The following is a 17,080-nucleotide window of genomic DNA, read 5'->3' on the forward strand; positions in this document are numbered from 1 at the left end:
CCCCCGTCCCCTACCCGACTACCCCACTACCCGTCCGCCTCCGGCAGCCAGGCCGGCAGCGCCTCGGTCCGGGCCAGCCAGGCCTGCGGCAGCACCGCGTCCCCGCGCGCGCCCAGCACTCCGCCGACGATCGCGCAGGTGGTGTCCACGTCTCCGCCCACCTGGGCGGTGGTCCAGAAGGCCCGCTCGTAGTCGTCCAGGCTCCGCGCCGCCGACCACAGGGCGAACGGCACGGTGTCGTGGGCGCTGGTGCGCCGCCCGCAGCCCAGTACGGCGGCGACGGTCGTCGCGTCGCCGTAGTCGAGCATGTCGCGCGCCCGCCGCACCCCGGCCCCCACCGCGCTCCGCGGGACGAGCGCGATGACGCCGTCCAGCAGGTCGGCGGCCTTCGGCGGCCCGGCCGGATCGGCCGCCAGCGCGGCCGCGGCGGCCACGGCCATCGCGCCGCACACCGCTTCACGGTGCTGGTGGGTGGTGTAGGCGGAGATCTCCGCCTGGTGCGTGGCCTGCTCCGGGTCGTCGGCGTACCAGGCGCCCAGCGGGGCGACCCGCATGGCCGCGCCGTTGCCCCAGGAGCCCTGCCCGTTGAAGAGTTCCGCGGCGAGCGTGCGCCAGTCGGCGCCCTCGCGGACCAGGCGCAGCATCCGGTTCACGGCGGGCCCGTAGCCGCGGTCGAAATCGTGGTGGTGGGCGAAGGAGGCGGCCAGCGCGTCCTGGTCCACCCGGCCGTGCCCGGCGAGCACGGCCACCACCGAGCAGGCCATCTCGGTGTCGTCGGTCCACTGCCACGGATCGCTGCCGGCCGGCAGCTCGCGCCGCTTGAGCAGCGGGTAGTTCACGGGGACGAAGTACTGGGAACCCAGTGCGTCGCCCAGGGCCAGCCCTCGGAGGCTGGCCATGGCGCGTGCGTAGCGCCCTTCGGGAGAGGAGTCAGCGGTCATCGCGCGTCACTCTAGCCGTCCAGGTCGTAAGGCTCGGGTGTGGTCCACCGCTCAAACGGGCGGTCCATCCGGTACCGGCCGTCGGAACCCAGCAGGAGCATCCGGTATTCGCCGTTGCCCGGGTTGGAGAGGGCCTCGAACTCGGCCACGGACCAGTGGAACCAGCGCATGCAGAACAGTCTCATCGTCAGGCCGTGCGTCACGAGCAGCACGTTCTCGGGATGGTCCGGGGCCTCGAAACTGCGGTAGAGGCTCTCCAGGAAGGCCCCGACCCGGTCGTACACGTCGGCGCCAGACTCCCCCTGCGCGAAGCGGTAGAAGAAGTGGCCGTACGCGTCCCGGTAGGCCTTCTGCAGCCGTACGTCCTCCCGCTCCTGCCAGTTCCCCCAGTCCTGCTCGCGCAGCCTCGGCTCCTCGCGCATCCGCACGCGCGTCGGGTCCAGGCGCAACTCCCGGAAGGTCTGCAGGGTCCGGCGGTACGGGGAGACGTACGCGCTGACGTGCTCGTCCCCGAAGAGCTCGCGCAGGCGTCCGCCGGCCTCCGCGGCCTGCTCGCGACCGGTGGGGGTCAGCCGGAGGGCGTGGTCGGGCTCCCGCTCGTACACCGTGTCATCGGCATTGCCCTCCGATTCCCCGTGCCGGACAAGGACGATGCGCCGTGGTCGTACCATCCCACGACCCTATTCGGCCATCGGCGGGCGCGGGGACCGGGCACGCCGTACGGCCCCGGTGGCGGCCCTGCCGTCAGCTCTCCGGCGCGGCCGCCCACGGCGTACGGTCAGACCGTCCAGGAGGGTTCGAGGTCGACGACGTCCCCGGTGAGGGCCTCCACGTCGGCCTGGATCTGGGCGCGCAGCGACAGCCGCTCGACGCGCTCCTGCCGGTACTTGCCGTGTTCCGCCGCCGCGTGCCACATCGACAGCACCAGGAACTCACGGCCCGGAGCCTCGCCGAAGAGGCCCCGGACCATGCCGGGCGAGCCCGCCATGGCCGGGTTCCAGACCTTCTCCTGCATGAGCGCGAAATGGTCCACGCGCCCCTCCCGCACCCGGGTGTGGGCGACCCTGACGACGTCGGCGTCGGTGAACCGCGGCTCGAAGCCGGTCTTCACGTCGAAGCGGTGGTCGAAGAGCGTGACCCGCGCGTCGGTGTAGGTGCCGTTCTGTGACGCGGCCAACCGGTCGTGCGAGCGCGCCATGAAGGAGTCGTAGAAGGAACGGCTCTCCCAGAACGTGAAGACGTGCGCCACCCCCTGCCGGCCCCGGCTCCAGCCGCCGCCCTGCCCCCGGAATCCCGGTTCCCCCGGCAGTCCCGCCCATTTGCGCTGCCCGCGCTCGAACCCGCGTCGGTCCGTCACCGTGCAGCGAATCCACTTGACCAGCACTGCGCCATCGTACGGTCCCGGCGGGGCCCGGGTCAGTCCTCGGCGCGGTACAACCGAAGGAGTTCCTCCGCGTCCCGCTCGGACAGCCGAAGCCCGAACTCCCGGCCGAGCAGGGCGAGCAGTTCTCCGGCCGGCACCTCACGCCGCTCCATCCGCCCGTCGGGCAGCAGCCTGGAGAGCTCCCGCCCCACGAGGGCCACCCGGGCTTGTTCGCCCGGGTACTGGACGATGGCCCGGGCGAGGAAGGCGGAGCGGGGGTGCGAGGAGCTGTAGTGGTTCAGCACCACGTAGTCGACGGGGTGGTAGGGCTGCGGTGCGAAGGCGTACAGGTCGCGCCACACGCCCTCACGCCATGCGCAGAGCACGAGGACCCCGTCCGCCTCCTCCCGGACGCGGAACGCCCATTCCCCCTGCCGCACTTCGGCGCCGGGGCACGCCAGCGGGACGGGCTCGCGCGGGCCCTGCCAGCCGAACCCGGCGTCGCAGAGCCACGGTTCCCCCTCGACGGTGACGACGAGGACGGCGTGCGTCACCGCGGTCAGGGCGTCCCCCCGGGAGCGGTTGCGGGCGCCGCGTCCGGAGACCGCGAAACCGATCCGCTCCAGGGCGGCGGCCAGCAGGGTGTTCTGCTCGTAGCAGTAGCCGCCGCGGCGCTCGTGCACGATCTTGCCCTCGACCGTCTTGACGTCCAGCCCGACGGGGCGGCCGAACAGCACGTCCAGGCTTTCGAAGGTGATCGCACCGGTGTGCGCCCGGTGTACCGCCTTCAACGTCCCGAGGTCCGAGCGGAGTTCCCCACCATCCCAGCCGATCCTCGCGAGATAGGCGTCCAGGTCCAGCTCGTCACCGCTCCACATGGTTTCCACGACTCCCACGACTCCCCGCCCGACGCATCGCTCGACGCATCGCGATATTCAGGGGCGCCCTGTCATGGCACCCCGCACCATGGCCATCATGACCGCGCTGCACACCAACCCGCTCTTCGCCCGCCTGGCTTCGGCCGAGCGGATCCTCGTCACCGGCGCCGGAGGCGGCTTCGACGTCTACGCCGGCCTGCCGATCGCCCTCTCCCTCCTGCACCAGGGCAAGGAGGTTCACCTCGCGAACCTCTCCTTCAGTGCGCTCGCTGGGCTCCCGACGGACGACTGGCTGGCCCCGGATCTCGCCGCGATCACCCCGGACTCCGCGCCGCACCAGAGCTACTTCCCCGAACGCACCCTGGCCCAGTGGCTGAAACTGCACGGGTACCCGTCCACCGTGTACGCCTTCCCGCAGGTCGGCGTGCAACCGCTGCGGGCCGCCTACCGGGCACTGATCGACCTGCACCGGATCGACGCGGTGGTCCTGGTCGACGGGGGCACCGACATCCTGATGCGGGGCGACGAGGCCGGGCTCGGCACGCCGGAGGAGGACCTGACCAGCGTGGCGGCACTGGCCGCGCTGGACGACGTACCGGAGCGTCTCGTCGTCTCGGTCGGCTTCGGCGTCGACGCGTACCACGGCGTGAACCACGCGCTGGTCCTGGAGAACATCGCGGCACTGGAGCGGGACGGGGCCCACCTCGGCGCGTTCTCGATACCCCGGGCCACCCGCGAGGGCGCGCTGTACCTCGACGCCGTGGCCCACGCGCAGGACCGCACCCCGGAACACCCGAGCATCGTGAACGGTTCCATCGCGGCAGCGGTCCGCGGCTCCTTCGGGGACGTCCGCTTCACCGACCGGACCCGCGGCAGCGAGCTGTTCGTGAACCCGCTGATGTCCCTGTGCTTCGCCTTCGAGCTGACCGGCCTGGCCGCCCGCTGCCTCTACCTCGACCGGATCGAGGACACCCACCTCATGCGCCAGGTCTCCTCACGCATCGCGGCCTTCCGCGACGAGGTGATCACCCGCCCGGCCCGGACCTTCCCCCACTGAGCGCGGACGCGAAAGCGGGGACCGGCCCCAGGCCGGTCCCCGCTTCCTCAGCTGCTCAGCGACTCAGCAGCGTTCGAGCTCGTCAGCTGCAGCCGCTGGTGGAGCCGCAGCCCTCGCAGATGTAGCAGGAGCCGGCGCGCTGCATCTTCGTACCGCAGGAGAAGCAGAGCGGGGCGTCGGCGGAGACGCCGAGCTGCATCTCGACCAGTTCGGCGTTGGAGTGCGCCGTCTTGGGGGCCGGGACCGGGGCGAGCGCGACCGGCTTGACGGCCGGGACGGCCGGCACGGTCTGGACCGCGGCGACCGGGGCCGCCTGCGTCAGGGACTCCGTGTCGAGCTCCTCGTCGAGGGGCTCGTAGGAACCGGTGTCCAGGTGGCGCTGACGCTCCTCGGCGGAGTGGATGCCGAGGGCCGAGCGGGTCTCGAAGGGCAGGAAGTCGAGCGCCACGCGACGGAAGATGTAGTCGACGATCGACTGCGCCATCCGCACGTCCGGGTCGTCCGTCATGCCGGCCGGCTCGAAGCGCATGTTCGTGAACTTCGCGACGTACGTCTCCAGCGGGACGCCGTACTGCAGACCGACCGAGACGGCGATCGAGAAGGCGTCCATCATGCCCGCGAGGGTAGAACCCTGCTTGGACATCTTCAGGAAGACCTCGCCGAGACCGTCGTCCGGGTAGGAGTTCGCCGTCATGTAGCCCTCGGCGCCACCGACCGTGAAGGAGGTGGTGATCCCCGGGCGGCCCTTCGGGAGGCGCTTGCGGACCGGGCGGTACTCGATGACCTTCTCGACGGCCGTCCGGATGGTGTCCTCCGCCTTGGCGGTGACCTCCTCCTTCTCCTCTTCCTTCTTCTTCGCGGAGAGGGGCTGGCCGACCTTGCAGTTGTCGCGGTAGATCGCGAGCGCCTTGACGCCCAGCTTCCACGCCTCGAAGTAGATCTCCTCGATCTCCTCGACGGTCGCCGTCTCCGGCATGTTGACCGTCTTCGAGATCGCGCCGGAGATCCAGGGCTGGATCGCGGCCATCATGCGCACGTGGCCCATCGCGGAGATGGAACGCTCGCCCATCGCGCAGTCGAAGACCGAGTAGTGCTCCTGCTTCAGGCCCGGGGCGTCGACGACCACGCCGTGCTCGGCGATGTGGGCGACGATCGCCTCGATCTGCTCTTCCTGGTAGCCCATGCGGCGCAGGGCCTGCGGCACGGTGCCGTTGACGATCTGCATCGAGCCGCCGCCGACGAGCTTCTTGAACTTGACCAGGGCCAGGTCCGGCTCGACACCGGTGGTGTCACAGGACATCGCGAGACCGATGGTGCCGGTCGGCGCGAGGACGGAGGCCTGCGAGTTGCGGAAGCCGTTCTTCTCGCCGAGGCGGATCACGTCCTGCCAGGCCTCGGTGGCCGCGGCCCAGATGATGCTGTCCAGGTCCTCGGTGCGCGGCGCGACGGCGTTGGCGTCGGCGTGCTGCTTCATGACGCGCTTGTGCGACTCGGCGTTGCGGGCGTAGCCGTCGTACGGGCCGACAATCGCGGCCAGCTCGGCGGAGCGCTTGTACGCGGTACCGGTCATCAGCGAGGTGATCGACGCGGCGAGGGTGCGGCCGCCGTCGGAGTCGTACGCGTGGCCCGTGGCCATCAGCAGGGCGCCGAGGTTGGCGTAGCCGATGCCCAGCTGGCGGAAGGCGCGGGTGTTCTCGCCGATCTTCTGCGTCGGGAAGTCCGCGAAGCAGATGGAGATGTCCATCGCGGTGATGACGAGCTCGACGACCTTGGAGAAGCGCTCGGCGTCGAAGGACTGGTTGCCCTTGCCGTCGTCGTCGAGGAACTTCATCAGGTTCAGCGAGGCGAGGTTGCAGGACGTGTTGTCCAGGTGCATGTACTCGCTGCACGGGTTGGACGCGGTGATGCGGCCGGACTCGGGGCAGGTGTGCCAGTTGTTGATCACACCGTCGTACTGGATGCCCGGGTCGGCACAGGCCCACGCGGCCTCGGCGAGCTTGCGGAAGAGCGACTTGGCGTCGACCGTCTCGATGACCTCGCCGGTCATGCGAGCGCGCAGGCCGAACTCGGTGCCGTTCTCGACGGCCGTCATGAACTCGTCGTTCACGCGGACGGAGTTGTTGGCGTTCTGGTACTGGACGGACGTGATGTCGTCGCCGCCCAGGTCCATGTCGAAGCCCGCGTCGCGCAGGGCGCGGATCTTCTCCTCTTCCTTCACCTTGGTCGCGATGAAGTCCTCGACGTCCGGGTGGTCCACGTCCAGGACGACCATCTTGGCCGCGCGGCGGGTGGCGCCGCCCGACTTGATCGTTCCGGCGGACGCGTCGGCGCCGCGCATGAAGGAGACCGGACCGGAGGCGTTGCCGCCGGAGGAGAGGAGCTCCTTGGAGGAGCGGATGCGGGAGAGGTTCAGGCCGGCGCCGGAGCCGCCCTTGAAGATCATGCCCTCTTCCTTGTACCAGTCGAGGATCGACTCCATGGAGTCGTCGACGGCCAGGATGAAGCAGGCGGAGACCTGCTGCGGCTGGGGCGTGCCGACGTTGAACCACACCGGCGAGTTGAAGCTGAAGATCTGGTGCAGGAGCGCGTAGGTCAGCTCGTGCTCGAAGATCTCCGCGTCGGCGGGCGACGTGAAGTAGTCGAAGTCCTCGCCGGCCTTCGTGTACGTCTTCACGATCCGGTCGATGAGCTGCCGCAGACCGGTCTCGCGCTGCGGGCTGCCGACCGCACCGCGGAAGTACTTGCTGGTGACGATGTTGACCGCGTTCACCGACCAGAAGTCGGGGAACTCGACGCCGTACTGCTCGAAGTTGACCGAGCCGTCGCGCCAGTTGGTCATGACGACGTCGCGGCGCGCCCAGGTCACCTCGTCGTACGGGTGCACGCCCGGGGTGGTGTGGATGCGCTCGATACGCAGGCCGCTCTTGGCAGTCTTGGTGCCCTTGGCGCGGGAACCTCGTGCCGAGCTGCTCGCCGTCTCTGTCATGCCGTTCCTCCCAATGCGGGCAAAACGCCCTAAAGTGCCAGCGCTATTCCGCGGCACGGTGCTGTGTGTCTTGTATCTACGTCTTCTTCGCCAGACCCACCGGCCGTTCCGCGACGCTCATGCGACGGGGAACGGGCAGGCCGGTCAGTCGGCGGCGGAGGCGGGCACGGGGACCGGAGCGGTCCCACCGGGCTCGCACTCTTCGTGAGGCCGCGGCACGCGGAGTTCCGCGATGGCGGTCTCGAAGTCTTCGAGTGTGTCGAACGCCTTGTAAACGGACGCGAACCGGAGGTACGCGACCAGATCGAGGTCCTGCAACGGGCCGAGTATGGCCAGACCCACGTCGTGGGTGGTCAGCTCGGCGCTCCCGGTGGCGCGCAGCGCCTCCTCGACCCGCTGGCCGAGTTTGGCGAGGGCGTCCTCGGTGACCGGCCGCCCCTGGCACGCCTTGCGCACGCCGGAGATGACCTTGGTGCGGCTGAAGGGTTCGGTCACCCCACTGCGCTTGATCACCATCAGCGAGGCCGTCTCCACCGTCGTGAAGCGACGGGAGCAGTCGGGGCACTGGCGGCGCCGGCGGATCGACGTGCCGTCGTCGGTGGTCCGACTGTCGACGACACGGCTGTCGGGGTGCCTGCAGAAGGGGCAGTGCATGGTTCCCTCACCCTCCTCTTGGCACGACTGAATCACCTCGTGAGACCCCAGAACGGCAGAGACGAAGCTCTGTCGGAGGCTCTCGAAGCAGCCACAAGCATATGCGATGTCGGGGGCCCCGGCAGACCGAGGACCACAACTTCTGGGTGGCAGCGCTCATCCAACCACTAGATCTTGGGTTGTGGTGGATTTACACCGCTCCGCGTGTCGCCGCGTCCGATGGCCGGATGACAGGCCTCGCGGTGCCACACTGGGCGCAGACCCGGACGGTGGCGACCCGACCCGGAAGGGTACCGTAAGCAGTGGCTCCGCAGCCGAACCCCCGTTCGGTCCGGACGGCCCGCCGGCGGCATATACACCTCACGAAGTGAACACGATGGGTGATCTCCGATTTTTCACTCGAACGTGTGTTTGGCGCAACCTTTCGAAAGCAACTACCGTTGTCCAGCTAGGGAGAACATTTCGAGAGGGGCCGACGACGTGACCACCACCGCAGACAGTGCCACCATCACTGCCCAGAACCGCTCCCAGAGCCGACTTGAGCCGGTGCATGCCATGAATGACGCAAGTCTGAACCCGGAGGCGGAGCCCGTACGCCCCGCACGCTCGCTGCCAGGGCGGCCTCCAGGCATCCGCGCCGACAGCTCCGGGCTCACGGACCGGCAGCGGAGGGTCATCGAGGTCATTCGCGACTCGGTGCAGCGGCGCGGCTACCCGCCGTCGATGCGGGAGATCGGCCAGGCGGTCGGCCTGTCCAGCACCTCGTCGGTCGCGCACCAGCTGATGGCCCTGGAGCGCAAGGGCTTCCTGCGCCGCGACCCCCACCGCCCCCGGGCGTACGAGGTGCGCGGCTCCGACCAGCCCAGCTCGCAGCCCACGGACACCACGGGCAAGCCCGCCGCCTCGTACGTGCCCCTGGTCGGCCGGATCGCGGCCGGTGGCCCGATCCTCGCCGAGGAGTCGGTGGAGGACGTGTTCCCCCTCCCCCGCCAGCTCGTGGGCGACGGAGAGCTCTTCTGCCTCAAGGTCGTCGGCGACTCCATGATCGAGGCCGCCATCTGTGACGGCGACTGGGTCACGGTCCGTCGCCAGCCCGTCGCGGAGAACGGCGACATCGTCGCCGCCATGCTCGACGGCGAGGCCACGGTCAAGCGTTTCAAGCGCGAGGACGGCCATGTCTGGCTGCTCCCGCACAACGCCGCCTACCAGCCGATCCCCGGCGACGAGGCCACCATCCTCGGCAAGGTCGTGGCCGTACTGCGCCGGCTCTGATCGCCTGCGCCCCCATCCAGCTCCGGGACCTACTGCGCCGGTCCCGGAGCTGCTTTGTGTCCCGCCCTTCCGGGAACTACTGCGCGTACTTCCGAGGGCTACTTCTCGTCGGCCTTCGCCGCGGCGTCGATCGCGGCGAGTGAGCGGCGGACCTGATTGCGGTCCGTGGTGTACCAGAAGTCCGGCAGCGTCGCCCGCAGGAAGCTCCCGTACCGGGCCGTGGCCAGCCGGGGGTCCAGGACCGCCACGACACCCTTGTCTCCGGTGGCCCGTACGAGCCTGCCCGCGCCCTGGGCCATGAGCAGGGCCGCGTGCGTCGCCGCGACGGACATGAAGCCGTTCCCGCCGCGCTCCTCGACCGCCTTCTGCCGGGCGCTCATCAGCGGGTCGTCGGGACGGGGGAACGGGATCCTGTCCATGATCACCAGCTGACAGCTGGGCCCGGGCACGTCCACGCCCTGCCACAGCGACAGGGTCCCGAACAGGCAGGTCTGCGGGTCGGCCGCGAAGGCCTTGATCAGCTCGCCGAGCGTCTCCTCGCCCTGGAGCAGGATCGGGTTCTCGAGCCGGCCGCGCAGCTCCTCGGCGGCGGCCTTCGCCCCGCGCATGGAGGAGAACAGTCCGAGGGTGCGGCCGCCCGCCGCCTCGATCAGCTCCGCGAGCTCGTCCATCATGTCGCCACGGGTGCCCTCGCGGCCGGGGGTGGCCAGGTGCTTGGCGACGTAGAGGATGCCCTGCTTGGGATAGTCGAAGGGCGAACCGACGTCGAGCCCCTTCCACTGCGGGACGTCCTCCCCCTCGACGCCCTCCGGGGACAGGCCCATCGAGGCCGCGACCCCGTTGAAATCGCCGCCGAGCTTGAGGGTCGCGGAGGTCAGGACCACCGAGCGGTCCGCGAACAGCTTTTCGCGCAGCAGGCCGGACACCGAGAGGGGGGCGACCCGGAGGGTGGCGCCGAAGCGGTCGTGGCGTTCGTACCAGACCACGTCGTACTCGGAGCCGGCCACGATCCGCTCCGCCACCCCGTGCACGCTCTCCACCGCGGCGAGCGCCTGCTTGCGGACGGCGTCCTCGTCGTGGACGGACTTGTCGCGCGTGGTGCCGATCGCCGAGATCACGCTGCGCGAGGCGTCCCGCAGGGCCATCAGCGCATAGCCGAGGTCCTCGGGGATCTCCTCCAGCCTGCCGGGGAGGGCCAGCTCCATGACCCGCTCGAAGGTCTCGGACGCGGTCTGCAGGGAGTCGGCGGTCTTCTCGTCGACCAGCTTCGCCGCACGCTTCACGGCACGGTTGACCTGGCCCGGGGTGAGCTCTCCCGTGGCGACCCCGGTCACCCGGGACACCAGCTCGTGGGCCTCGTCGACGATCAGCACCTCGTGCTGCGGGAGCACCGGGGCGCCCTCGATCGCGTCGATGGCGAGGAGTGCGTGGTTGGTGACGACCACGTCCGCGAGCTTGGCCCGCTCGCGGGCGGCCTCGGCGAAGCACTCGGCGCCGTACGCGCACTTCGTGGCGCCCAGGCATTCGCGGGAGGAGACGGAGATCTGCGCCCAGGCCTTGTCGGAGACGCCCGGGGTGAGGTCGTCGCGGTCGCCCGTCTCGGTCTCGTCCGCCCAGTCGCGCAGCCGCAGCAGGTCCTGGCCGAGCTTGCTGGTCGGGGTGGCCGCCTCGAACTGGTCGAAGAGGCCCTCCTCCTCGTCCTGCGGGGCGCCCTCGTGCAGACGGTGCAGGCACAGGTAGTTGGAGCGGCCCTTGAGCATGGCGAACTGCGGGCGGCGGCGGAGCTGGGGATGCAGCGCCTCCACCGTCCGGGGCAGGTCGCGCTCGACGAGCTGGCGCTGGAGGGCCAGCGTCGCCGTGGCCACGACCACGCGCTCGCCGTGCGCGAGGGCCGGCACCAGGTAGCCCAGGGACTTACCGGTACCGGTACCGGCCTGGATGAGGCGGTGGGAGTTGTCGTCGATCGCTTCGGCGACGGCTTCGGCCATGGCCACCTGGCCGGGGCGCTCCGTGCCGCCGACGGCGGAGACGGCGGCGTGCAGCAGGTCGGGGAGGGAGGGCTTCGTCATAGCAGTGCCAACCCTACGGGGCCCCGCCGACAGTGGCCGCACCGGCGAGCGGTCATGACCGGTGGAGGGGGTTCGGCACGGTCCCGAACCGCACGGCGTGCGGGCGGTCGGGCCGGTCGCGGTAGCCGTCCTCGTAGAGACGGTTCCTGTTCAGGCAGAGCCTCATGATGCGTTCACCGAGGAGGTCGAAGAGCTCGTAGCGCTCCTTGAGCTCCGGGAAACGGGCCTGGTGGCGGAGGATCTCCGCCCGGACGAGGGACCAGAACGTGTCCTCCGGAACGCCGAGCCGGTCCTCGCAGAGGGCGGAGAGGTAGCGGAAGACGCCGACGAAGAGCCCGGAGTGGATGAACTGGGGAAGGAAGTCCGCGGGCTCGGTGAGCAGGACCGCACGGACCTCGTCGGGCATGGACGCCAGCTCGGGCAGCGGTTCGGCGCTGATGTTGACATCGTCCACGAAGTCCTTGACCGCGAGCCGGACCGGGACGTCGTGCTCGTCGAAGATCACGACGGCGTTCTCGCCGTGCGGGGAGAAGACCGTGCCGTAGCGGTAGAGGAAGCGGAGCAGCGGGGGCAGCAGGGCGGCGAAGAGCCGCTGGAGCCACACCGTCGGTGTCAGGCCGGAGCGGGCGACGAGCTCGGCGGTGAAGGACCGGCCGCGGGGATCGGTGTGCAGGAGAGAGGAGAGGGTGCGGGCCCGCTCGCCGGGGGCGAGGTGTCCGGTCAGCGGCTCGCGCCAGATCGCACCGAGGAGCTCCTTGTACTGGTACGGGACTTCGGGCAGCGCGTCGTAGACGGGGTGGCGGACCGTGACGGAGGCGACCTCGCCGAGGAGGATCACCCCGCATTCCTCGCGGAGGAAGGGGTCGCCGTCGCGCAGGGAGTGGATCCAGGCGGTGACGGCGGGCGCCGCGAGGGCCAGGTCCGAGGGCAGGCCGCGCCAGACCATCGTGTTGAGGACGGAGAGCGGCAGTTTGACGCTGTGGCGGTCGGGGCGGGTGAGGTTGAGGAAGGTGCGGATCGACTGCTGGGGGAGGCGGAGGTCGGGGTCGGCGGGGAGCGGGACCAGGGTTCCGGCGGCGAGGGCGGGGGCGAAGAGGGGCAGGAGGACCTCGTCCCACTGCCAGGGGTGGACGGGGAGGTAGAGGTAGCCGAGCGGGTCGAGGCCGCGCTCGCGCAGGGTCCGGTCGAAGAGGGCGCGGGTGACGGGGTCGAGCTCGGCGGAGTAGAGGCGGGCCGGGTCCTCCAGGCCGGCGGTGCCGCGGTACTGCGCGAGGGAGGTGTGCGCGGCGAGCCAGGGCAGGCGCTGGGCGGTGCGGGCCTCGGGCGCCCAGGCGGCGGTGTCGGAGGCGGAGAGTCCGATCCGCCCCTTGTTGAGGACGAGCCAGGGGTGACCGGTCTGATGGCCTTCGAGGGCCGCGTAGTCCAGGTCGGCGAGGACGTCCGCGGTGAGCGCGGTGTGATCGATGCGGGCATCGGCGGCGAGCGTGGCACTGAGCTCGCGGACGAGGTGGCCGAGGGTGGCGCCGTCGAGGCCGAGGAGCGTGCGCGCGCGGATGAGGAAGGCGTACGGGTCCCCGAAGGCGGCCGGTGACCCGGATTCGTCGGGCGCCCCCGGGGCGGCGGGCTGCGGGGTGAGGGTGATCGTGTCGGGTGCGACGTGCCAGCTGCCGTACGAGCGACGGCGGGCCCGGAAGCCGAGGCTGCTGCCGTCGTCGAGGGTCAGCGTCCAGGCGTCGCCGGAGGCGGCCGGGGCGGGGACCGGCGTGATGATCTCCTCGTACGCGAACTCGCCGAGCATCTTGGCGAGGAGGCGGCGGGCGGCGAAATCCCAGGTCGGACGGTTCAGTTCGGGCGGTGTGCACGGGTGCTGGGGCGACGGGGGCACGGTGTCCGAGTAGTGGGGGCCCGGGGAGTCGGGGGCTGCGGGGAAGATCTGCACGGGACTCCTCAGGATCGGGAACTTTGCTGCGTGGCGCAGAGTTTTCGAGGTGAGAGGTAAGGGAAGTGAAGGAGTGTACGGAAACGGGCCGGCTGTACGGGAAGCACGGGGGCGGCACTCAGAGGAGATTGCGCAGCGCCCGCTCGCGGATCATCAGGGCGGCTCGTTTGCCGGGCAGTTCGATCTCGGTGGGGCAGCGGAAGCCGGAGTTCAGGAAGGCTGATACGGAGGGGGTGTTGCGGATGTCCGGTTCGGCGATGACACGCATGCAGCGGGGGCGGTTGTCGAGCACCAGGTCGGCGACGGCGCGCAGGAGCGCGGTGCCCAGACCTCGGCCACGGTTCGTGCCGTCTCCGATGAGCAGGTGGATACCCGTGTCGTGGGGGCGCGCCGGGTAGTACGCGGAGAGCGGGTCGAGGTCGGCCCGGTAGATCTCCCAGTAGCTCATCGGCATGCCGTCGAGGAGGCCGAGGCACGGGATGCTGCGGCTGTCTCCGGCCATCTGTGCCCATACGTGGGCGGCGGTGACGCCGGCCGGGCCGGCGAGCTCCCAATAGGCGTCCACCTGCGGGTCGTTCATCCAGCCGGTCAGCAGGTCCAGGTCGCGGTCGAGTCGTACGGGTTCGAGGCGGAAGACGCCGGACCGCGTCGTGATGCCGCCCCAGGCGGCCGGGGAGTCAAGGAGATCGGCCTCGGCGAGCTGGGGCAGCGACTCGGCGCTGAGACGCGGCGTGACCATGTGGAGCACATCGGTGAGGAGCACGCCGGTGTGGAAGTCGGTGGAGGGCATCGGGGGCTCTTCTCCGTTTCTGTGCTGACGCGTCAATCGTGAAGGGGGTTGGCGATGGTGACGTAGACGGACTGGGTGTCGACGGGGCCGACCAGCTCGTCCAGGCCTCCGAGGCGGGTGAGCAAGTTCGCCTTGCACCGCAGGGTGGGCGAGTCGAGCAGCTTCTCGGGGAGCGGGCCGAGGCCCGTGGCCTTGCCGAGGAAGCGACGGAAGGCGGCCAGCAGGACGCGTTCGTCGGCGAGCCGCTGGGATCCGAAGGCCCCGATGAGACCGAGCACGTTGTTGATGCCGAGGTAGTAGGCGAAGCGTTCGTCCGTGACGGCGTCGGAGACGAAGGTGTCGCTCGTGGCGCCGATTCCGGGGAGGCGGCGCTCCAGTTCCGCGCGGCGGGAGGCGCGGAAGTAGTAGCCCTGGTTGTCGCGGTAGCGGCCGCCGACCGGCCAGCCGGCCGGGTCGAGGAGGACCAGCGTGTTCTGCTGGTGCGCTTCGAGGGCGATGCCGGCGAGCGCGTCGAAGGCGAGGACCGGCAGGACCACGTGTTCTAGGTAGCGCAGGAACCACTCGGCGGCGACGGCGGAGGTCGTCCGCCCGGTGGTGGCGGCGAGGCGCGAGACGGTCTCGGCGAGGCGGGAGGTCATAGTGGTCCGCCCAGGCCAGGGGCGGGGTGCGGTGAGTGCGGCGACGCAAAGGGCGTCGTCGCCCGGTCGGAAGGGGTTGTGACGCAGCAGGACGTCGAGTCCGGGGACGGGTGCGCCGTCCGGGGCGTCGACGGCGACCCAGGCGGGATCGCGGACGATGTCGAAGCCGGGGTGGGCGGCCTGCCACCGCTCGGCGAGTCCGGTGCGGAGCAGTCGGTGCACCTCGATCCCGCGGTGGAGTTCCTTGCGGAGGTTCTCGCGACGGGAGTTGGTGATGCGCAGGCCCAGGGAGAGCTTGAGCATCGCGGGGGCACCGGGCTGGTGGACGGTGCGGATGGAGGAGGTCGGATACCAGGGGGCGCCGTACGGGCCCAGGTCGTGCAGGAGTCCCGCGTCGCGGAGGGCGGCGACCGCGGGGCGCTGGAGCAGGTCGCGGGCCTGCCAGGGGTGAAGGGGAAGGGGGGTGGCGCCGTCGGGCATGGGAAGGCCGGGGGCGAGGCGGCCCAGCAGGCGGGCGGCGGAGACCGGGCGGCCTCGTTCGGTCCAGGCGGAGTCGGTGGCGAGGGCGGCGGGTTCGACCGCCACCCAGTGCAGGGGGAAGGAGCCGTGGAGTTCGGGTGAGTAACGGCGCACTTCGGCTTCCGAGAGCCCTTCGCGGCTCTTCGGGGTCGGGTGCAGCGGGTGGCCGAGAAGGAGGGACTGTTCGGCGGTGAGGAACCGGTCCGCGGCTACGGGGGCGGGTGCGGACGGGCGTTGGCGGCGGTCGGTGATGAACTCGGTGGTCCGGCGCACCGAGTCGGCGACCCGGCCGACGAGGTCGGCGCCGCCGGGGTCGCCGTCGCTGTGGGTGCCGTCGCTGTGGGCGCCGGTTCCGGGGCCGCCGCCTTCGCGGGAGATCAGCGCCGCGAGGGTGACCGCGTCCACGGCGGGGGCGTCGGCGGGGACGCCTTCGATGCGGGCCGGGCCGAAGCGGTGCCAGCCGGCGGGGGACCAGTAGCGGACGGCGACGAGCAGGGCGGCGCCGGATGCGGGGAGGGGGATGCGCAGGACGGGGCCGACGGGCTGTTCGAGTCCGGTCTCGCGGACCCAGCAGCGCAGCAGGTTCTCCACCGAGGCCGCCTCGGCGGCGACCCTGGGGTCGGGGTGGTCCAACGGGTCCGCGGCTCCCGCGCGGGGTCGGACGGCGCCGTCCTTCTGCCGCGGCACCGCGGCGGGTGCCTGGGGCTCGGTCGCCGGCCAGGGCATGCCCGCGGCAGGCATGCCCGGGAACGCACCGTCAGCACCGTCAGCACCAGTGAAGCCGTCCCCCGGCGATGCAGGCGCTGGGGCCCGCCGCTCCCCCGGTTCCGCTGCACCGGTTCGCGGGGCCGTCCCGTCCTGGGTGGCGAGGGGTACGCCGGTAGCACCGGTGGCCGAAGGGGCCGCCGCGGAGGGCCCCTTCGGCACGGCCTTGCCCTGCGCCCCCGGGGGCCGCCCGTCCGAACGTTCCGGGCCGGGCGGAGCCGGGTCGGCCGCCGAGCCGGAGCCGGGCGATGCTCCCCGGGCCTCCGCGGAACCCTCGGCCGGCAGACCCCCTGCCCTGCCAGCCGGACCAGCGTCGGCCGCAGCGCCGGAAGCCGGCCCCGAAGCCGCGCTGCCGGAGGCTTCACCGGTAGCCGACACCCCGGACCATGCCACGGCACCGGCCAACGGCGGCCAGGCGTTGGGGGCTGGGGAAAGGGCGGCGGACACGGCCGGAGCAGCGGCGGGCCCGGGGGCACTGTCGGCTGGAGCGAGCAGTGGCGGCCACGTGGTGAGGGCGGGGGAAGGGGCGGCGGCCACAGCCGGAGTGAAGGCGGGCTGGAAAGAACGTTCCGCTGGAGCGGGTGGCGGCTGCCACGCGGTGGCAGCGGGCGGAGGTTCGGTGGTGCCCGGGGCCGGAGGAGAAGCGGGCGGCTCAGGGTGCGCCGTAGCACCGGAAGGTGACGGGCCCGGACCGCCGTCCGGGGAGACGGAGGAGGTGAGCAGCGCGGGCTCAGCCGCCAGGGCCGAGGTGGCGCTGACGGACACCGGCCCGTCCGGGGCCCCCGCGACGGCCGGGGTCGGGCTCGGACCAGGAGCCGTGGGCTCCGTACCGGAAGGCTTCCCGGGCCGGGCGGGCAGGTGCCCGGTGGAGGCCGTCAGGGACGGAGAGGGGCGGTCGTCGGACAGTGGCACCGGCGCGCCACCGAGGGCCGAGGTCGAGGGGGGCGTAGGCGCAGCGCCCAGGATCGGGTCCGACGGCGGCATGAGCACAGGGCCGGACGTCGAGACCGGCAGCGGCGTAGGCGCAAGGCCGGAGATCGGGGACGACGTCGGCGTAGGCAGAGGTCCGGAGGTCGAGACCGGCAGCAACGTCGGCGCAAGGCCGGAGATCGGGGACGACGTCGGCATAGACACAGGGCCGGAGGTCGAGACCGGCAGCGACGTCGGCGCAAGGCCGGAGGTTGGGGACGGCGGCAGTGGCGCAGCGCC

Annotated in this window: 12 protein-coding genes; 2 read left to right on the forward strand and 10 right to left on the reverse strand. The window is 71.4% G+C overall.

Going from position 1 to position 17,080, the window contains the following annotated elements:
* Window positions 1-26: 26 nt before the first annotated feature.
* From OG276_RS09040 to OG276_RS09055, 4 genes are all read right to left on the reverse strand, one after another.
* The gene (locus OG276_RS09040; protein WP_266903955.1) at window positions 27-941 is read right to left on the reverse strand and encodes an ADP-ribosylglycohydrolase family protein; all 915 of its coding nucleotides are present in this window, start codon (window positions 939-941) and stop codon (window positions 27-29) included.
* An 11-nt stretch (window positions 942-952) separates the two neighbouring features.
* On the reverse strand, window positions 953-1,612 hold the full coding sequence (locus OG276_RS09045) for a histidine phosphatase family protein (RefSeq protein ID WP_266903956.1): 660 nt from the start codon (window positions 1,610-1,612) through the stop codon (window positions 953-955).
* 107 nt (window positions 1,613-1,719) lie between these two features.
* Window positions 1,720-2,325: a YdbC family protein gene (locus tag OG276_RS09050; protein WP_250748831.1), complete on the reverse strand. Its 606-nt coding sequence runs from the start codon at window positions 2,323-2,325 to the stop codon at window positions 1,720-1,722.
* A gap of 32 nt (window positions 2,326-2,357) precedes the next feature.
* Window positions 2,358-3,200, reverse strand: coding sequence for an arylamine N-acetyltransferase (locus OG276_RS09055; protein WP_323182323.1), 843 nt, complete (start codon window positions 3,198-3,200; stop codon window positions 2,358-2,360).
* Window positions 3,201-3,279: 79 nt separating this feature from the next.
* Between OG276_RS09055 and OG276_RS09060 the strand changes: the two genes are divergently transcribed.
* On the forward strand, window positions 3,280-4,239 hold the full coding sequence (locus OG276_RS09060; RefSeq protein WP_266912633.1) for a DUF1152 domain-containing protein: 960 nt from the start codon (window positions 3,280-3,282) through the stop codon (window positions 4,237-4,239).
* Between the two features lie 82 nt (window positions 4,240-4,321).
* Here OG276_RS09060 and OG276_RS09065 read toward each other — a convergent pair whose 3' ends face one another.
* Together OG276_RS09065 and nrdR are read right to left on the reverse strand one after the other, a co-directional pair.
* On the reverse strand, window positions 4,322-7,225 hold the full coding sequence (locus OG276_RS09065) for a vitamin B12-dependent ribonucleotide reductase (RefSeq protein WP_266903957.1): 2,904 nt from the start codon (window positions 7,223-7,225) through the stop codon (window positions 4,322-4,324).
* Window positions 7,226-7,369: 144 nt separating this feature from the next.
* Window positions 7,370-7,879, reverse strand: coding sequence for a transcriptional regulator NrdR (nrdR, locus tag OG276_RS09070; protein WP_250748823.1), 510 nt, complete (start codon window positions 7,877-7,879; stop codon window positions 7,370-7,372).
* A gap of 480 nt (window positions 7,880-8,359) precedes the next feature.
* On the opposite strand from nrdR, the gene lexA reads away from it, so the two are divergent.
* A complete protein-coding gene (gene lexA, locus OG276_RS09075; protein ID WP_243331797.1) occupies window positions 8,360-9,151 on the forward strand; it encodes a transcriptional repressor LexA in 792 nt (263 codons plus the stop codon).
* 98 nt (window positions 9,152-9,249) lie between these two features.
* On the opposite strand, the gene OG276_RS09080 is transcribed toward lexA, so the two are convergent.
* From OG276_RS09080 to OG276_RS09095, 4 genes are all read right to left on the reverse strand, one after another.
* Window positions 9,250-11,220 carry an ATP-dependent DNA helicase gene (locus OG276_RS09080; RefSeq protein ID WP_266903958.1) on the reverse strand — a complete coding sequence of 657 codons (1,971 nt, stop codon included), beginning with the start codon at window positions 11,218-11,220 and terminating at the stop codon, window positions 9,250-9,252.
* A 52-nt stretch (window positions 11,221-11,272) separates the two neighbouring features.
* On the reverse strand, window positions 11,273-13,105 hold the full coding sequence (locus OG276_RS09085; RefSeq protein WP_266912635.1) for an IucA/IucC family siderophore biosynthesis protein: 1,833 nt from the start codon (window positions 13,103-13,105) through the stop codon (window positions 11,273-11,275).
* A 172-nt stretch (window positions 13,106-13,277) separates the two neighbouring features.
* Window positions 13,278-13,898, reverse strand: coding sequence for a GNAT family N-acetyltransferase (locus OG276_RS09090; protein ID WP_266912637.1), 621 nt, complete (start codon window positions 13,896-13,898; stop codon window positions 13,278-13,280).
* 83 nt (window positions 13,899-13,981) lie between these two features.
* Window positions 13,982-15,847 carry an IucA/IucC family siderophore biosynthesis protein gene (locus tag OG276_RS09095; RefSeq protein WP_266903959.1) on the reverse strand — a complete coding sequence of 622 codons (1,866 nt, stop codon included), beginning with the start codon at window positions 15,845-15,847 and terminating at the stop codon, window positions 13,982-13,984.
* Window positions 15,848-17,080 lie beyond the last annotated feature (1,233 nt).

Source organism: Streptomyces sp. NBC_00086, from assembly GCF_026343255.1.
Taxonomy (GTDB): Bacteria; Actinomycetota; Actinomycetes; order Streptomycetales; family Streptomycetaceae; genus Streptomyces.

What these genes read in the sequence shown, in the direction of transcription:
- OG276_RS09040 (WP_266903955.1), bottom strand. Translation starts at nt 941, where the DNA reads ATGACCGCTGACTCCTCTCCCGAAGGGCGCTACGCACGCGCCATGGCC.
- OG276_RS09045 (WP_266903956.1), bottom strand. Translation starts at nt 1,612, where the DNA reads ATGGTACGACCACGGCGCATCGTCCTTGTCCGGCACGGGGAATCGGAG.
- OG276_RS09060 (WP_266912633.1), top strand. Translation starts at nt 3,280, where the DNA reads ATGACCGCGCTGCACACCAACCCGCTCTTCGCCCGCCTGGCTTCGGCC.
- OG276_RS09065 (WP_266903957.1), bottom strand. Translation starts at nt 7,225, where the DNA reads ATGACAGAGACGGCGAGCAGCTCGGCACGAGGTTCCCGCGCCAAGGGC.
- nrdR (WP_250748823.1), bottom strand. Translation starts at nt 7,879, where the DNA reads ATGCACTGCCCCTTCTGCAGGCACCCCGACAGCCGTGTCGTCGACAGT.
- OG276_RS09080 (WP_266903958.1), bottom strand. Translation starts at nt 11,220, where the DNA reads ATGACGAAGCCCTCCCTCCCCGACCTGCTGCACGCCGCCGTCTCCGCC.
- OG276_RS09090 (WP_266912637.1), bottom strand. Translation starts at nt 13,898, where the DNA reads ATGGTCACGCCGCGTCTCAGCGCCGAGTCGCTGCCCCAGCTCGCCGAG.
- OG276_RS09095 (WP_266903959.1), bottom strand. Translation starts at nt 15,847, where the DNA reads ATGCCTGCCGCGGGCATGCCCTGGCCGGCGACCGAGCCCCAGGCACCC.